General features: G+C 60.4%; 24 protein-coding genes. 15 read left to right on the forward strand and 9 right to left on the reverse strand.

Annotation, left to right across the window (positions count from 1 at the left end; translation table 11 throughout):
• Positions 1 to 191: 191 nt before the first annotated feature.
• The 4 genes from mftA to mftD are packed head-to-tail and all read left to right on the forward strand — an operon-like array spanning position 192 to position 2992.
• Positions 192 to 308 carry a mycofactocin precursor MftA gene (gene mftA / locus AS9A_RS20690; RefSeq protein ID WP_013809107.1) on the forward strand — a complete coding sequence of 39 codons (117 nt, stop codon included), beginning with the start codon at positions 192 to 194 and terminating at the stop codon, positions 306 to 308.
• On the forward strand, positions 298 to 603 hold the full coding sequence (gene mftB, locus AS9A_RS20695; protein WP_041451260.1) for a mycofactocin biosynthesis chaperone MftB: 306 nt from the start codon (positions 298 to 300) through the stop codon (positions 601 to 603). The genes mftA and mftB overlap by 11 nt, the downstream gene beginning before the upstream one ends.
• On the forward strand, positions 600 to 1784 hold the full coding sequence (gene mftC, locus AS9A_RS20700) for a mycofactocin radical SAM maturase (RefSeq protein WP_013809109.1): 1185 nt from the start codon (positions 600 to 602) through the stop codon (positions 1782 to 1784). Before mftB ends, mftC begins: the two co-directional genes overlap by 4 nt.
• Positions 1785 to 1819: 35 nt before the next feature.
• Positions 1820 to 2992 (forward strand): pre-mycofactocin synthase MftD, encoded by a 1173-nt coding sequence (gene mftD / locus AS9A_RS20705; protein ID WP_013809110.1) that lies wholly within the window; start codon positions 1820 to 1822, stop codon positions 2990 to 2992.
• Between the two features lie 22 nt (positions 2993 to 3014).
• Here mftD and AS9A_RS20710 read toward each other — a convergent pair whose 3' ends face one another.
• Positions 3015 to 3293 carry an Rv1893 family protein gene (locus AS9A_RS20710; RefSeq protein ID WP_013809111.1) on the reverse strand — a complete coding sequence of 93 codons (279 nt, stop codon included), beginning with the start codon at positions 3291 to 3293 and terminating at the stop codon, positions 3015 to 3017.
• A gap of 132 nt (positions 3294 to 3425) precedes the next feature.
• On the opposite strand from AS9A_RS20710, the gene AS9A_RS24220 reads away from it, so the two are divergent.
• Positions 3426 to 3584, forward strand: a complete 159-nt coding sequence (locus AS9A_RS24220) for a hypothetical protein (RefSeq protein ID WP_158307393.1) — start codon at positions 3426 to 3428, stop codon at positions 3582 to 3584.
• Positions 3585 to 3696: 112 nt separating this feature from the next.
• Here AS9A_RS24220 and AS9A_RS20715 read toward each other — a convergent pair whose 3' ends face one another.
• From AS9A_RS20715 to AS9A_RS22940, 6 genes are all read right to left on the reverse strand, one after another.
• On the reverse strand, positions 3697 to 3906 hold the full coding sequence (locus tag AS9A_RS20715) for a hypothetical protein (RefSeq protein ID WP_013809113.1): 210 nt from the start codon (positions 3904 to 3906) through the stop codon (positions 3697 to 3699).
• Between the two features lie 54 nt (positions 3907 to 3960).
• Positions 3961 to 4116, reverse strand: coding sequence for a DUF6131 family protein (locus AS9A_RS24395; RefSeq protein WP_013809114.1), 156 nt, complete (start codon positions 4114 to 4116; stop codon positions 3961 to 3963).
• The gene (locus AS9A_RS20720) at positions 4113 to 4319 is read right to left on the reverse strand and encodes a CsbD family protein (RefSeq protein ID WP_013809115.1); all 207 of its coding nucleotides are present in this window, start codon (positions 4317 to 4319) and stop codon (positions 4113 to 4115) included. The genes AS9A_RS24395 and AS9A_RS20720 overlap by 4 nt, the downstream gene beginning before the upstream one ends.
• Before the next feature lie 99 nt (positions 4320 to 4418).
• Positions 4419 to 4682, reverse strand: a complete 264-nt coding sequence (locus AS9A_RS20725; RefSeq protein WP_013809116.1) for a hypothetical protein — start codon at positions 4680 to 4682, stop codon at positions 4419 to 4421.
• 69 nt (positions 4683 to 4751) lie between these two features.
• On the reverse strand, positions 4752 to 5516 hold the full coding sequence (locus AS9A_RS20730) for a SigB/SigF/SigG family RNA polymerase sigma factor (RefSeq protein ID WP_013809117.1): 765 nt from the start codon (positions 5514 to 5516) through the stop codon (positions 4752 to 4754).
• Positions 5513 to 5950: an ATP-binding protein gene (locus AS9A_RS22940; RefSeq protein WP_013809118.1), complete on the reverse strand. Its 438-nt coding sequence runs from the start codon at positions 5948 to 5950 to the stop codon at positions 5513 to 5515. Before AS9A_RS22940 ends, AS9A_RS20730 begins: the two co-directional genes overlap by 4 nt.
• A gap of 277 nt (positions 5951 to 6227) precedes the next feature.
• On the opposite strand from AS9A_RS22940, the gene AS9A_RS20740 reads away from it, so the two are divergent.
• The 10 genes from AS9A_RS20740 (at position 6228) to AS9A_RS20785 (ending at position 12877) form a co-directional block, all read left to right on the forward strand.
• Entirely contained in the window at positions 6228 to 6641 is a 414-nt protein-coding gene (locus tag AS9A_RS20740) for an STAS domain-containing protein (protein WP_013809119.1), read from the forward strand.
• 70 nt (positions 6642 to 6711) lie between these two features.
• Positions 6712 to 7407: a GAF and ANTAR domain-containing protein gene (locus AS9A_RS20745; protein WP_013809120.1), complete on the forward strand. Its 696-nt coding sequence runs from the start codon at positions 6712 to 6714 to the stop codon at positions 7405 to 7407.
• Between the two features lie 99 nt (positions 7408 to 7506).
• The gene (locus tag AS9A_RS22945) at positions 7507 to 7851 is read left to right on the forward strand and encodes a hypothetical protein (RefSeq protein WP_013809121.1); all 345 of its coding nucleotides are present in this window, start codon (positions 7507 to 7509) and stop codon (positions 7849 to 7851) included.
• 15 nt (positions 7852 to 7866) lie between these two features.
• Positions 7867 to 8247: a DUF732 domain-containing protein gene (locus AS9A_RS20755; RefSeq protein WP_013809122.1), complete on the forward strand. Its 381-nt coding sequence runs from the start codon at positions 7867 to 7869 to the stop codon at positions 8245 to 8247.
• Positions 8248 to 8364: 117 nt separating this feature from the next.
• Positions 8365 to 9318, forward strand: a complete 954-nt coding sequence (locus AS9A_RS22950; protein WP_013809123.1) for an RNase H family protein — start codon at positions 8365 to 8367, stop codon at positions 9316 to 9318.
• 78 nt (positions 9319 to 9396) lie between these two features.
• Positions 9397 to 9837: a hypothetical protein gene (locus tag AS9A_RS20765; protein WP_013809124.1), complete on the forward strand. Its 441-nt coding sequence runs from the start codon at positions 9397 to 9399 to the stop codon at positions 9835 to 9837.
• Between the two features lie 164 nt (positions 9838 to 10001).
• Positions 10002 to 10517 (forward strand): EXLDI protein, encoded by a 516-nt coding sequence (locus AS9A_RS20770; protein ID WP_013809125.1) that lies wholly within the window; start codon positions 10002 to 10004, stop codon positions 10515 to 10517.
• Positions 10518 to 10628: 111 nt separating this feature from the next.
• On the forward strand, positions 10629 to 11588 hold the full coding sequence (locus AS9A_RS20775; protein WP_013809126.1) for a daunorubicin resistance protein DrrA family ABC transporter ATP-binding protein: 960 nt from the start codon (positions 10629 to 10631) through the stop codon (positions 11586 to 11588).
• On the forward strand, positions 11585 to 12364 hold the full coding sequence (locus AS9A_RS20780; RefSeq protein ID WP_013809127.1) for an ABC transporter permease: 780 nt from the start codon (positions 11585 to 11587) through the stop codon (positions 12362 to 12364). Before AS9A_RS20775 ends, AS9A_RS20780 begins: the two co-directional genes overlap by 4 nt.
• A gap of 90 nt (positions 12365 to 12454) precedes the next feature.
• Positions 12455 to 12877 (forward strand): helix-turn-helix transcriptional regulator, encoded by a 423-nt coding sequence (locus AS9A_RS20785; RefSeq protein ID WP_041451262.1) that lies wholly within the window; start codon positions 12455 to 12457, stop codon positions 12875 to 12877.
• A 34-nt stretch (positions 12878 to 12911) separates the two neighbouring features.
• Here AS9A_RS20785 and AS9A_RS20790 read toward each other — a convergent pair whose 3' ends face one another.
• Both AS9A_RS20790 and AS9A_RS20795 read right to left on the reverse strand, forming a co-directional pair.
• The gene (locus AS9A_RS20790) at positions 12912 to 14852 is read right to left on the reverse strand and encodes an acetoacetate--CoA ligase (RefSeq protein WP_013809129.1); all 1941 of its coding nucleotides are present in this window, start codon (positions 14850 to 14852) and stop codon (positions 12912 to 12914) included.
• Positions 14849 to 15679, reverse strand: a complete 831-nt coding sequence (locus AS9A_RS20795; RefSeq protein WP_013809130.1) for an HpcH/HpaI aldolase/citrate lyase family protein — start codon at positions 15677 to 15679, stop codon at positions 14849 to 14851. Before AS9A_RS20795 ends, AS9A_RS20790 begins: the two co-directional genes overlap by 4 nt.
• Between the last annotated feature and the right edge of the window lie 23 nt (positions 15680 to 15702).

A 15702-nucleotide genomic window follows, 5' to 3' on the forward strand; every position in this document is an offset into this window, starting at 1 on the left:
CCGCCCTCAGGTGGAGGTGGTACCTACCCGATCGGATAGGTACTGGACAGGGCATTCGGCGTCGGCCCTGTCCATCCGGATAGTTCATTGTCAGCGATCGGACGGTTCTCCCCATTTCCCCTTCCGCCGCGGCCACCAAGACATTTACCTTCGACCTCACCAGTGATCCACATCACCCCTAGGAGAAGATCGTGAGCACGTCGAACATCAACCCCGGCAGCGAAACCTCCACTGAGAACTCCGGCTTCACGTCTGAGGACCTGCTCGTCGAGGAGGTGTCCATCGATGGGATGTGCGGTGTCTACTGAGACCGAACCCGGAACTGAAGCGTTCGATCCCCACTCGCGCTACGCATTATCAGCGTCAGTATCGGTTCGTCCCGAACCCTTCGGAGCGCTTATCTACGACTTCCACACCCGCCGCCTGGCCTTCCTAAAGTCACCACAACTCGTGACCGTCGTGCGCACTTTGCACAACCACAGGTCGGTGCATGGCGCTCTCGCCGCCGCAGGGGTGAGGGAAGCGGATCATCCTCACTACTTGCACGCACTGGCGGGTCTTGCGGCGACAGGAACCATCACCAATGAAGGGCACGCGAGATGAGACTCGTCGAGCATTTCAAAGAGGGACTTGATGCCCCCATCTGTCTGACGTGGGAATTGACCTACGCTTGCAACCTCTCATGCACGCACTGTCTGTCAGCCTCAGGAAAACGGGACCCACGCGAACTGACGACGGCTGAATGCAAGGCTGTCATCGACGAACTCGAGCGCATGCAGGTGTTCTACGTCAACATTGGCGGCGGTGAGCCAACCGTCCGCCCGGACTTCTGGGAGCTGCTCGACTACGCCATCGACCACAACGTGGGGGTGAAGTTCTCCACGAACGGCGTTCGTATTACGCCGGACCGCGCCCGGCAACTCGCGGCGACCGACTATGTCGATATTCAAATTTCAATCGACGGTGCGACGGCGGAAGTGAACGATGCCGTGCGTGGTCCCGGATCATTTGCCACAGCGATGCGCGCCATGGAGAACCTTGCCGACGCGGGTTTCACCGGATTCAAGATTTCCGTGGTCATGACGCGTCACAACGTGTCGCAGCTCGACGAGTTCAAGGCGATTGCGGACAAGTTCGACGCCCAGCTTCGGATCACGAGGCTGCGCCCATCCGGCCGAGGTGCTGATGTGTGGGACGACCTGCACCCCACGGCTGAACAACAGCTTCGAATCTACGAGTGGCTCCTCGATCACGGTGAGGACGTCCTGACAGGTGATTCATTCTTCCATCTCAATGCTCTTGGTTCGAGCCCGCTGCCTGGACTGAACTTGTGTGGCGCGGGCCGAGTGGTGTGTCTCATCGATCCGGTGGGTGACGTCTACGCGTGCCCCTTCGCTATTCACTCCGAGTTTCTCGCCGGGAACGTCCGGGAGAAAGGCGGGTTCGCATCCGTTTGGCGTACGTCAGAGCTCTTCGAACAACTACGGCAGCCTCAGACAGGTGGTGTCTGCAAGTCCTGCCCAGCATTCGATGCATGCCAGGGCGGCTGTATGGCCGCCAAGTTCTTCACCGGACTGCCCTTAGATGGGCCAGATCCTGAATGCGTCCGCGGCAATGGTGAACGCGCGCTCGCAGCTGTGGGGTCCAGTTCAATTCCCCGCCCCGAAAAGGATCACACGCACACGGCGAAACGAAAGGGAGTGCAACTTGGCATGCCGTTGGCGCCTCGCAATTCCGTTCCCGACCGGCCGTGTAATGCCAGCCCAGTCGCTGGTCTCATCTGACCGGCCTGACCACACGTAGCCTCGAAAGGAACATCATGGCCAGCAGCAAGGAGTGGTTCGAAACCATCGCCGAAGCTCAGCAACGCGCGAAGAAGCAAGTCCCCAAGTCGGTATATCTCGCTTTACTCGCGGGCTCCGAGCGCGGAGTCACTCTCAAAGACAACGTCGACGCGTTCGGTGAGCTCGGATTTCGCCCGCACATCGCGGACCTGCCGCCACATCGTGAACAGTCGACCACTGTACTTGGGCAGGATATCTCGCTTCCCGTCCTCATCTCCCCAACCGGTGTGCAGGCGATCAACCCGGACGGCGAACTGGCGGTGGCACGCGCGTCGGCTGCGGCCGGCACCGCTATGGGACTCAGCTCGTTCGCGAGCAAACCCGTAGAAGATGTCGTCGCGGCGAATCCAAAGACGTTCTACCAGGCCTACTGGATGGGAGGACGCGATGTCCTCAGTACGCGACTCGACCGGGCGAAGCGAGCTGGGGCGAAAGGACTGATCGTCACTCTCGACTGGACGTTCGCGACAGGGCGCGACTGGGGCAGCCCCGCGCTTCCCGAGCGCCTCGATTTCCGGACAATGGTGAAGTTCGCGCCCCAAGCGATACAGCGTCCCCGCTGGCTCTCGCGTTTTGTTCGCAGCGGCGCGCTGCCCGACCTCACCGCCCCCAACCTCGCTGAACCTGGCGAACCAGGCCCAACCTTCTTCGGGGCTTACTACGAATGGATGCAAACACCGTCACCCACCTGGGCTGACCTCGCCTGGCTGCGCGAGCAGTGGGACGGACCGCTGATGATCAAAGGAATCATGCACCCCGACGACGCGCGCCGCGCGGTCGATATCGGAGCCAGCGCGATCTCAGTCTCCAATCATGGTGGCAACAATCTTGACAGCACGCCCGCGTCGATCCGGGCGCTACCGAGCATCGCGGAAGCCGTCGGGGACCAGATCGAGATCGTCCTCGACGGCGGCATACGACGCGGGAGCGACGTCGTCAAAGCTGTCGCGCTGGGCGCACGCGCAGTCATGATCGGCCGGGCCTACCTATGGGGCATGGCAGCCAACGGTGAGCGAGGGGTCAATAACGTGATCGAACTTCTGCGGGCTGGGATAGACTCCGCACTCCTCGGCCTCGGGAAGTCGTCAATCCACGAACTCACGCCAGACGACATCGTCATCCCGGCCAACTTCACGCGCGGGATGTGACCAAGCGGAAATCTAGCGAGCGCTACCGCTCCTTTTCACCGGAAGGTGGTGGCGCGGAGTCGTCCTTTTCTTCCTTCTTGAACTGCTGGGTGAGGATCCGAGTGCCTTTCCCCGCAGCGTTCGTCGCGATGTCGGTACTGCTCTTGATGATCTTGCCGATGCCGCCGGACACATTCCCCTTGAGCGTGTCAGCGGCTCCCTCGACGATCTCCCCGGACTTATCAAGCGAGGTTTGCGCGATGTGCTTCATCGCGTCAACCGTGTTCGTAGGTTCGGGGCGTTCTTTCTTTTCCTCGGCCATAGTCGGCCCCCTGTCGTCGATTTGTGATGCAGACCACAGTACATGCACTGTCTCCGGTGTACCCGCGTGCCGCGTCCCGTAAACTCCGGGGCAGCCGTCCGGCCAGTCCCACTCCCAAACAGCGGAGGAAAAATGCCACCCATCATGGTTTTCGATCTGTCCACACTCGGCGCCGAGCAGTTAGGCTTTCCTCCGTCTGATCTGTACGCGGCCATCATCGATGGCCTGCTAGCAGTTTCAGTCTTCGTGAATGACATCACCGGCGGAGCTTTTAATCTCCCGGTTTTCTGATACACACCCCAAAAAGCGGTGTTGCGCCGGCTACCTCTTAACCGGCGCAACACCTTGGGACACGACGGGCGTCGAGCGCTGGGAGGGTTACCCGTCGTTTGTGAGCTGATAACTACTGGCTCGGCTCAGGGATAATGCATTCGTCGACCTCGGGGTTAACACCGAAGTAGTTGAGCGGGCCCGCGATCACGGTGACCGCGAGGGTGCTGATCCCCGGACAGTTCTCCGGGGTGTCGGTGTACAACCCTCGCTGCCCCGCGGCGATTGCGCCGATAATCAGCCAAATGAGCGCGATGGTAAGAATTAGCCCTCCGCCACGCATGGCAACGACCTTTCTCTCAGGAACTCCTCAGCACACTGGGATCCGCGTCTCGCGTCAATACCAGTACTTGCGTCCACCAATCGGGCGTCCGATCGCGCCGAGTATCGCGAGTATCGCACCTATGACGAGCAGCACGATACCGATTGTCCACAGAATCTGAATACCGGCCAGAAAGCCGATAACCAGAAGAATCAAGCCGAGTGCAATCATCTTTTGTCCCCTTTCAGGGCATCTTTCGCATCCTTGAAGGCATCGGTCACTTTGTCCTTTGCCTGCTTCGCCTTGGCGCTCGCCTTCTCACTGGCACCTTCGCCTTGCAGGTCGCTGTCGTCAGTGTGCTTGCCGACTTTCTGCTTGGCCTCGCCGGAGAGTTCCTCGGCCTTGTGCTTCATCCTGTCGGTGAAATCAGCCATCAGCTCACTCCTTTGATCTCAGACCGCCATACTCCCGGCAATGTGACGGGTGTTAATCAGCGGCGATAGTAGGGTTCCCAAAGAGATCGTTTTTATACCTCATGCATCTAGCGGGCCCCTGCCCTCCGAGGAAGTTTGCCTATCGTGGGTATCTGGAAGCACGTCAGCCTTCACTGACGCGTTCTTACGCCACAGCAACGCTCCCGCGACGAACAACACCACCGCAACGACTCCGCCGGCCACTGCGCCACCAGTGACGGAGTTGGCAGCCGCCACCAGCGCTAACGCTAGTGCAATAACTGCAGCACCCATCAGGAGAAAGCCAATATTGCCGAAAGGCGCTCTACTTGGACGGTCGCTCATCACTTACCTCCTCTCCCACCCCACCGCGAAAGGAATACCCCGCTGCCGACTGCGTCAAACATAGTGCGCTCATTCGGAATCGGAAATGCGTTCCCGAATCAGCCGCATCGCCTTATCGAGCAGGCGAGACACGTGCACCTGGGAGATTTCGAATCGCTGAGCGATCTGGCTTTGAGTCTGCTGTTCGATGAATCGAAGTCGCATCATCTCCCGCTCGCGTTCTGGGAGTTCAGCAATCGCAGGTAACAATAGCTGTTGATCATCCACCGTTTCGAGCCGCTCATCATTGATGCCAATACGCTCCCACCGGCCCGCGGCGGAGCCGTCATCGTTGGAATCAGCATCGAGAGGTACCATATGCGACGTCGCCGCCGCCGCGATGGCTTCAGCCACATCCCCGAATGATTCACCCAGTTCGGCTGCGATTTCGCTTGTAGTCACGGATCTGCCAAGCCTCTGCGTCAACTCTGGGGTGGCCGCAGCGATCTGCGCACGAAGTTCTTGCAGTCTCCGCGGCAGTCGGATCGCTGAAGAACTGTCTCGGAAATAGCGTCGAACCTCCCCCATGATGGTCGGTACAGCGAATGCGAGGAACTCGGAATTACGCTCCGCATCGAACCGCTCCACTGCATTCACCAGGCCGAGGCGAGCAACCTGAAGAAGGTCTTCCGGGTCCTCACCGCGGCCCGCGAATCGCCGGGCGATGTTCTGGGCGAGCGGAAGACAGCGCACGATGATTTTGTCGCGCAACTCACCATGATCCGGTGTATTTTCAGGAATCGCCGAGAGTTCCCTCAATAATGGGACGACGTCGGCGTAGTCGTCGTTCGTCACCCTTTGACGCCACACTTCCGCTTCTGCAACTCGATGACTGACGTTCGTGCACTATCGCCGCCCGAAACCGCACCGGCCGGGAGGGAACGGACGACTGCGGAATCCGTCAGCGCTTCGATAATGTGCCAACCAAGACCCGTCCTTTGCAGCTCAGAATTGCCGCTGGGGGTGACGCCTGCTGTGACGGTCACACCCTCGTCCGTCGAAACAAACACACAATGAACTTCGCCATCTTCAGATGCAGTAGCGATAAGCTGGGTGCACGCCTCATCCACGGCCATCCGCAGATCCTCAACGGAGTCACCGTCGAAATCCGCGCGCGTCATGACGGCCACTGTGACTAGACGAGCAAGAGAAAGCTGAGTCAGGGTTGCCGGGAAACGCAGCTCGACTCGTTCCTCGGCGTTGTGGTCAAACCCCACGCCGTCGGTCATATTTACTCCACGTGAGCTGGTGTTCATTAGTCACGCACCGCAATGCCCGGTGCACGGGGGAGGGTACCCAGATGGTAGAAAGTCATACGCCCGGTTATGTGAGATTTAGTTGCGAATTGTTGTGACAGCTCGCGTGACACAGGTAACATCAAAGACGGTTGAGCACACAGCCGCTGCGGGATGCGTGAAGTCACGGTATACCTAGCCTGGTGCTCTTACATCGCTAGGCCCGGTTTTACGCTCCCATCCACTCACTAGATGGGAGGACCCTTCAGCGATGAGGTCATACTCAACACGTATCTACGCGACGGCAGTAGCGGACGCGCATGTCTCAGCCGAACGCACCTTCAGCGGGGCGGTCATCATCCGGATCTCGGGTGAGATCGACGCGACCAACGCGCTCGACGTCTGGAGTTCACTGGCGCCCCACCTCGAAACCGGTGGACCCCGCATCTTCGACCTCACTGGCATCACTTTCCTCGGCGTGAGCGGCGCCGAGGTGCTGCTGCGCGCAGCTGACAGGCTCATGGACCACGGCACGCGGTTCGCGACGGTCGGTAGCCGCGCGGTTCGCCACCTGCTGTGCGCCGCAGAACTCGACGAGAAGCTCAACGTCATGCGCGGCGTCAGCGACGCCGTGCACAAGCTTTCACACCACCCAACGGTTCAGGTTCTCGAGCAGACCTCATAATTGATCGCATCACCCGCTCCCGACTTGTCAGCGGTGGTGGTGCGGCCCTTACTGCTCACAAGGAGTTCCGATGACGGAATCGCAGACTCGCCCGGATCTTGCTGCCTTACTCGCCGACGCCGCAATGTCTATGGGCGGTGAACCAAACTACGACGCTACGCTCGAGGCGATCGTCAGAGAGGCGCAGAAAAGCATCCCAGGGACTGACGAGGCCGGTCTATCGCTCCTCTCCAGCGGACGGATCAAAACTGCTGCGCCGTCCTCAGATTTCGTTGAGCATATAGACCAGTTCCAATACCAATTTGGCGAGGGCCCGTGCCTCGACGCGATTCTGGAGGCGGACTTCTTCCGCACCAATAACATGGCTGCCGAATCACGCTGGCCGCGTTTCGCGCCCGCCGCGGTCAGGGAAGGTGTGCAGTCCATGCTGGCGTTTCGCCTGCACTCAGACGGCCAGATTCTTGGCGCGCTGAACCTCTACTCACGCCATCGGGATGCCTTCGACAACGAAGCTATCTACACCGGACAGCCCTTCGCTGCACACGCCTCGATCGCCCTCTCCCATTCACGAGAGAAGGTCCAGCTACTCGAAGCGCTCGACAACCGAGACGTGATCGGTATGGCCAAGGGAATTCTCATGGAGCGCTTCAAGATTGACGACGAGCGCGCGTTTTCATTGCTCGTCAACCTCTCCCAGCGCAGCCAGGAGAAACTACGCACCGTGGCATCGAACGTCGTCGCCGAAGCCCGATCCGCTGTACCGTAACTATCGCCAAATTCGCCCGAAAGGTATGAAGTTCGCCGGAAGCGGTTACCTTGATCAGTGCGTCCTGCTGTTCTCCCTTGGGCTCACTTGGAGGTAAACATGACTGCTTCACGCCGTATCCGCACCGCCTTTGTTGCCGCAGCTGCGGCTGCTGCGCTAGTTCTCACCGGTTGTGGTGATGACACCGATGTAGAAGACACGATTGGAGACTTCACTGAGGAAGTCGGCGACACCTTCCGGACTGGTGGAGACACCACCTGCCGCGAATTCGCTGAGCAGGACCCGGACGAACAGCGCTCAACGGTAGAGGACTTCTTGTCCGAAGAACATGAAGGCGAACCGAGTGACGCACAGATCGAGGGAGCATCCCTCGCGGTTACAGCTCTTTGTGCTATTGAAGGCAATGACGAAACACCAATCCGCGACGCTGACATCCAGCCCTAGCTCATAGGAGACCCTGTGAACACTCGCTTCATTCAAAAATCATTCGCCGCCGCTGCGATCGTTGCGCTCGCCGCAGTGGTGCCTGCTTGCGGTTCGGACGACAACGGAAGTGACGCGGAGGAAACCACGACCAATGCAGTTGGAGGTGCCGTGGATGCGATCGTCGATCTCGCCTTCGTCTCGGCACTGCGAAACCAGTATCCAGATGTTGCCGCCGACATGACGGACGAGGAAATCCTCTCTGCGGCCGAGGATGTCTGCGACGACGTGCGCGATGGCGACGATCGGGAAGATCTCATTGACTCGGTGCGCGACTCGTTCGAGTCGGGCGACGCCGAAATCGACGATGCCCGTGCGGATCAGATCCTGAACTTGCTTCAGTCGACAGGCTGCTGACAGACCACAGCACAGGCGCGCCGACTCACGCGGAAAATCGCCACGACAGGTGATTTTCCGCCCGGCGCGACACAAACTGCCGTAACCTGACGCTACTTTCGCGAGGAAGGAGCGCCTGTGCTGTACAGCAAGCTGCAGCATCTGCTGCGCCCTGCTCCTCCGCTAGAAAGTCGCACCTCCAACAATTGCGCTGGCCAATGGTATGGCGTCGTTCGGACGTTCACCTCTGATCAGGTGACAGACACAGCCGTACGGACGGTTTCGCGCGCGGTCGCGGCCGTCAGCGACGGTACGTTCGTCACTCTCAGACATTTTGCGCGAGAGAATCCGCGCGGCAACGGCCGTGATCTTTCGTCGCTGGGCCTAGCGGGAGTGGACGCCTTCGAGTACCTCTACAAGCTTGTCGAAGGCCGTCCGCGCACTCTCCACGTTTATCTGCATCAGGAACCTCTGCGCGACCTGTTCCTCCCTGCCGTGGCAGCTTTTCCCCAGTCTGAAATCGCCGTGGAAGCGGATGACCCGGTACTCGCCCGGCTGAATCAAATCGCGGGGCACTGGGTCGACGGCGAAGTGCATAGGTGTCAAGCCCAGTGCGCGGGCGTCGCACGGTCCGAGCCGCGACGGAATGTCGTCGCTACCGATGCCTCGCTGCGCGCACGACATAAGGGCGCCGGCATCGCATGCGTGAGTACCGACGGTGTCGCACAGTCCAGGTTCCGCCCGAATACTGGTCGAGTGGATGTTGCGGAGCTCTTGGCGGTCGAGCTCGCCCTGGACACGTTTCCCGCAAATGAGCCGCTCCATATTCTGATGGACAGCCAAACCGCACTCGGATATGTGAAAAATGGCTCGTACCTGCACGACCACGCGGTGATCGAAGTGCTCGCACGTGTTGATATCAAGCGCTCCGGGCGGGTCGTGACGTTCGATTGGGTGCGCGGGCACAACGGGCACCCGCTCAATGAAGCAGCGCATAGGCTTGCTGTGGCTGCGCGACGCTGTCACACCAGTCACGTCAGCGCCGATGCGCGCAGGCGCATCATTTCGGGTATTTTGTCGGATCTTGGCTGACCTCCTGAAACCTGCATACGCGTACCGGAATTCGGGTTAGCCTCAAGTTGTCACGAAGGCTCTCAGGAAGGAATTCGCGTGCCTACAACCAAAACCATCACCCGTTCCGCATTCGCGATCAGTGCAGCCGCAGCAGCAGCTATTGCTGTCCCAGCAATAGCAGGGGCAGCACCTTTCGATAATCAGCCGACAGTCGTGCTGTGTGAGAGCGGCATAGCTGGCGTTCAATCGGTCGTCAACACCGATAACGATGCTGTGCCAGCCGAGCACATCTTCTATGTCATCAACGAGCAGGGCGGCGACGGCGCCAACGTCGGCTGGCTGAACATCGACTCATTCCAGTTCGGGACGCAGCCGCTGGTGCCCACTGAGTTCCTCGCCGACAACGTCTTTGTGCCGCTTGCCCTCGCAGAAACCGGGCCAGGGATGGTCATCTCCGCGGTCTACGGGATCTACGAGAACGCGGCGGGCGAGATGTGCGGCGTCATTCCAGGTTTCACGACTGATCAGGTGCCCTGAAAGTAACAACAGCGACCCCATCCTCTTCGAACTCGGAGACGATTTCGCCCCTCGCCCGCCTGGTGCCTGCATCAGGGCGAGGGGCAATTTCGTTTTCCGGACGCGCGGTCGCAAAGTCACCCACGTTTCTTGCATGTATGTATACATCTACGTATAGTCATCTCATGCCCAACAAGACCATTTATGTCGCCGACGACGATCTGCCGCTCTTTCAGCGCGCTCAAGAACTGGTCGGCGGAAACCTCTCCGGAGCGGTCGTGGCAGCTCTGCGCCGATTCATCGAACTCGAGGAAGGACGACAAGAAGGATTCGACGAAGTGGTCCTCAAGGTCGGCCACAACGGCGTTCGCCAGGTGCGGTTCTCCGGCACGCTGCTTGGCGAGTGGCGCGATCTCAATGAGCGCCGCATCGAGCACATACGGGTGTATCGCGGCCGGAAGGGGAAGTTTGCGATGCACGCCCAGCGCTCCAACTGGGCCGAGTACCCGACTGACATCAACTGGCTGAAAGACCTGAAGAACTGGCGCCGCATGCTAAGCGTCGGTGATCAGGACTGGGGCGACTTCACGCTGACAATCACGGACTCGATCGAAGAACTCCGCGAACACCTGCCAGGCAAGTTTTACGAGCGAGTAGCTGGTGTTGCCGACCTGCCACAGATTGAGGACCTCGACATCTAACGAGGTCTGCCCCACAACCAAATAATCATACTCCAGCACACTTTGGCCACACCCGGGGCCACAGCTCGCTAAACCCATGCATTAATTCGCATCACTTTATGAAAGGCAACCATGACTGCGACGACCCGCAGACCGGCGATCTCGGTAACCGGTCTCCACAAATCATTCGGCGAACACATCGTGCTCGACGGCATCGACCTCACGATCGGCGAAGGCACGATCTTCTCGCTGCTCGGCCCCAACGGAGCGGGCAAGACCACAACCGTGCAAATCCTCTCCACACTGATCCAGGCGGACAGCGGTGTCATTCAGATCGATGGCCACGACCTCGCCAGCGAACGCCACTCCGTCCGTGCGGCGATCGGCGTGACGGGCCAGTTCTCGGCAGTTGACGAGCTCCTTACGGGCCGGGAAAACCTGATCCTGATGGGCGATCTGCACCACCTTGCGAGACGGGAAAGCCGCCGCCTCGCCGACGAACTGCTGGAGCGATTCAGCCTCACCGAGGCCGGGAACCGCGTGGCCAGCTCCTACTCAGGAGGCATGACCAGGCGGCTCGATCTCGCAATGACGCTGGTGGGAGATCCTCGGATCATTTTTCTCGATGAGCCCACAACCGGCCTGGATCCGCGCAGCCGCCGCACGATGTGGGAGATCATCCGCGGACTCGTCGCGACCGGAGTCACCATCTTCCTCACCACCCAGTACCTAGAGGAAGCGGACCAGCTGGCTGATCGCATCGCGGTGCTTGACCAGGGAAAGATCGTCGCAGAGGGCACACCAGCTGAGCTCAAACGGCTCGTGCCAGGTGGACATATCCGGCTGCAATTCACGGACCGTGCCGGACTCGAGGCTGCCGCCAGTCTCCTCAACACCGGCGCCCGGGACGACGAGAAGTTATCCCTCGCTGTTCCGAGCGACGGCGGAGTCCGGTCATTGCGCTCGGTGCTCGACCAACTCGACGCCGCACGCATCGAGCCGGAGGGCCTGTCCGTTCACACACCCGACCTCGACGACGTCTTCCTGTCCCTCACGGGCCACACCACGACAACTAAGGAACCCGCACGATGAGCACACTGACCTACCCACTCGCTGACTCGGCGACCATGCTGCGCCGCAACCTGGTTCACGCCAAACGGTATCCGAGCATGACGTTCAGTCTCATCGTCATGCCAATCATTCTCCTCCTGGTCTTCAACTATGTCTTCGGCGGTGCGCTCGGTATCGCTGTCGGAGGCAGTGACAGCGCGTACATTGACTACCTCACGCCTGGCATGATGCTGCTGATACCCGCTTATGTCACGGTAGGAGTGGCAGTCTCCATCGCCACCGACGCGACGAAGGGGATCGTCAACCGGTTCCGTACGATGGCGATCACACAATCGTCGATACTCGCGGGCCACGTCATCGGGACACTGATACAGGCACTCCTCGGAGTTGCCGCGATGGTCGGTGTCGCGTTGCTCATCGGTTTCCGCCCAACCGCTACCGCCGTGGAATGGGCCGCCGCATTCGGACTGATCGCACTGTTGGTAATCGCCCTGACCTGGCTGGCCGTCGCGATGGGATTGCTCGCCGCCAATCCAGAAAGCGCCAGCAACATGCCGTTTCCGCTAGTGATGCTGCCGTTCCTCGGCAGCGGCCTAGTGCCGACCGAGACAATGCCGGCCGGCATGCGGCACTTCGCCGAGCACCAGCCGTTCACGCCACTCACAGAGACGCTGCGCGGTCTGCTAATGGGCACGGAAATCGGTAGCAGTGGGCCCATCGCATTAGCTTGGTGCCTCGGAATCGGAGTAGTTGGGTATTTCTGGTCGATGGCGATCTTCCGGCGCCAGACGCGCTAGCTCGCTGAGTATGCCCATTCCCATTGGATCAGGCCGCGGTTAGTATCAGGGTCTAGCTGATAGGCATTGTTAATTTTGGAGATTTGGGTGATGAGTGAGCTGTCGCAGTTCTTGAAGGACCACATCCCGCACGGCTGGGGAGTCCGGAAGCTCTCGGAAATGGCTGAAGCCCATGGACTGCCACTTTCGATCGCTACCATTTCGCTGTATCTCAGCTCAAAGCACGGGAAGCCCACTCACCGCACTCTCCGGGCGTTCTCACGCCTGCTGGGCATCCCGCTGAAGCAGTTGCACAAGGCAGCCCACCTTCCGCCGCCACGCGATGATTACCTCTGGACTCCGCCGAGGGAAGTGTGGCAGTTGACCAAACAGCAAGGGGAAGCCGTCAGCACCTTCATCAAAGCGATTGTGGAACATCCCAGCGGCACACTGCCCGCCGATATCACTGGTACCCGTCAAGCACTTCCCGTCCGGCCCGACTATCTCGTGATCAAGGAGATACTGGGGCAGTAACGTCCCAGTCTCTCCTGGCCGGTGGCCAGGCCTGTCACCGTTTATGTGTTGCGTACCAGTCGAGCAGGTCCGGAGAGTCGATGGCGCTGCGATCGACGGCTTTTGCCGGGTCCGCACCCTGGAGGATTTTCTTCAGCGGGACTTCCAGCTTCTTGCCGGTGCGGGTGTGCGGAATGCCCGGCGCGGCGATTACTTCGTCGGGAACGTGTCGCGGTGAAAGCTCGTCGCGGATCACCGTCCGGATCTTCGAAACGAGCTCCTCGGTCAGTTCTACCCCGTCGGCCAACTCAACGAACAGCGGCATCCAGTATCCGCCGTCAGGTAGCTCGATGCCGAGCACTAGTGCTTCGGTTACCTCCTCAACCTGTTCCACGGCTTGGTAAATGTCCGCGCTGCCCATCCGGATTCCGTGCCTGTTCAGCGTCGAATCGCTACGCCCATGCATTTCGATCGATCCGCGCTCGGTGATGGTGATCCAGTCGCCATGACGCCATACTCCAGGAAAGTCCGAGAAATACGCATCCCGGTACTTCTCCCCCGAGGGGTCATTCCAGAATGACACCGGCATCGACGGCATCGGCTGGGTAATCACCAGCTCACCGACATCGCCTCGCGCCGACTTGCCTGCACCGTCGAACGCGTCAAGCGCCACGCCCAGGCAGGGCCTGCTAATCTCCCCTGCCCACACAGGCACTGTTCGGACCGGGCCGACAAACGCCGACACCACATCCGTACCGCCACTGATCGAACAGATCTGTTTCTGCGCGCCCACATTGTCGGCCAGCCACTGAGCCGACGACGCCGGCAGCGTCGCCCCCGTGATCCCCACCGATCGCAGCACTGACAGGTCGTACGAATCTCGCGGCACGACGCCCGCCTTGCTGCACGCAAGCACGTACCCCGGACTCGTCCCCAGGAATGTCACCGCGTTGTCGGCGGCCAGCTTCCACAAACCATCCGCTCCAGGATGAGCTGGGCTGCCGTCATACGTGACGATGACCGAACCAACAATCAAGCCCGCAACAAGAAAGTTCCACATCATCCAGCTCGGGGACGTGAACCAGAAGAACCTATCGTCTGGACCTAGATCGAGGTGAAGTGAAAGATGTTTCGCATGTTCGAGCACCACGCCACCATGGCCGTGCACGATGCCCTTTGGTAAACCCGTTGTGCCCGAAGAGAACACCACCCATAGTGGGTGATCAAACTCCACCGGTTCCGCCGTGAGTTCCGCAGGGCTGCTCGTCACCGCATCCCAGGCCTCCATACCCTCTGGAACGTCGAGGCCGAGCCGCTGGACAAGAATCGTCATACTCACTGACGGCAGCGCGTCCGCGACCTCATTGACTGCTTCGCGTTTGTCGTGAGCCTTGCCGCCGTAACGGTAACCGTCCGCCGCGATCAGCACTTTCGGCTCCAGTTGCCCCAGCCGCGTCACCGCCGCTGGCGGCGAGTAGTCCTGACCGCACCCGGCCCACACCGCGCCAATGGATGCAGTCGCGAGTAGTCCCACGATCGCTTCGGGGATATTCGGCAGATACCCCACTACGCGATCACCGCGGCCAACTCCCGCGTCGCGCAGGGACTGCGCCAATGACGCCACCTCGAACCGCAGTCGCTGCCAGGTCACTTCCCGTGTGGGCTCATCCTCAGCGAGATCAAGCATCGCGACCTGATCACCCCGGCCGGCGCGCAGCACCACATCGGCATAGTTCAGCCGCGCTTCCGGAAACCACCGGGCGCCGGGCATCCGGTCGTCGGTCAATGCCGGGCCGCGGCGCTCACCGACACCGAAGTAGTCCCACACGACCTCCCAGAACCGCCCTACATCTGCCACCGACCAGGACCACAGGGCGTCATAGTCACCGGATGGCGCCCCAAACCGCCCAGCGAACCTCGTGAATTCAGTGACCTGCGCGAACTCGATGTCCCCGGGCGCGGGCGTCCACAGTTCTTGTGACTCTGATGTGCTCACTTCGGCCCCTCCTGCCGTGCTGCTTCCGCGCGTGCAACGACTGCTTCCGCATGACGCAGCACCGGCGCGTCCACCATTCGCCCTTCGAACGCGAATACGCCGCGTTCACGTTCCGCCTGGGTGAGTACGCGGCGCGCCCAGTCGACTTCTTCTGGCGCGGGAGTGAACGCCTCTCGAACCACGGCGACCTGCGATGGGTGGATGGCCACTTTCGCGTCGAAACCGGTTGCCACAGCATCAATCGCTTCGTCACGAAGTCCGTCGATGTCGCGGATGTCGATGTACACGGCGTCGAGAGCTAAGCGGCCGAACGCCGTCGCCGCAAGGAGGACTGAGGAGCGCACGTGGCGAGCTACATCGCGGTAGGTCCCATCCGTGCGACGGCTGGATTGCCCACCCATACCCGCAATGAGGTCCTCTGCACCCCACATCAATCCACGCAAGTTCGGCGTCTGGGCAATATCGGCCACGCGTACCGCACCAAGTGGAGTCTCGATCAATCCGAAGACCTCATAGTCGAAGAGGTCACGGAGCTGTGCTGGCGCTTCACATTTCGCGAGCATAATGGCGTGATAACCCGTCTTGGCAAGAGTTTCACAATCGAGCGCATGGTCTTCCGTGTCGTGCGGATTGATGCGCACCACGGTTCTCTCCGGATCGAGCGGTGTGCCGATCAAAGCCTCGCGCGCGGCAGGCTTGTCCGCGGGCGCGACGCCGTCCTCGAGATCAAGGATGACAATGTCAGCGGCTTTAGCGGCCTTAGCGAATCGCTCGGGCCTGTCAGCCGGACAGAACAACCAGGCCGGGCCGTACTTCAATGACGTCATCGCGCCTCCTCACCGTATGGGAC

The organism is Hoyosella subflava DQS3-9A1 (assembly GCF_000214175.1).
Classification (GTDB): domain Bacteria; phylum Actinomycetota; class Actinomycetes; order Mycobacteriales; family Mycobacteriaceae; genus Hoyosella; species Hoyosella subflava.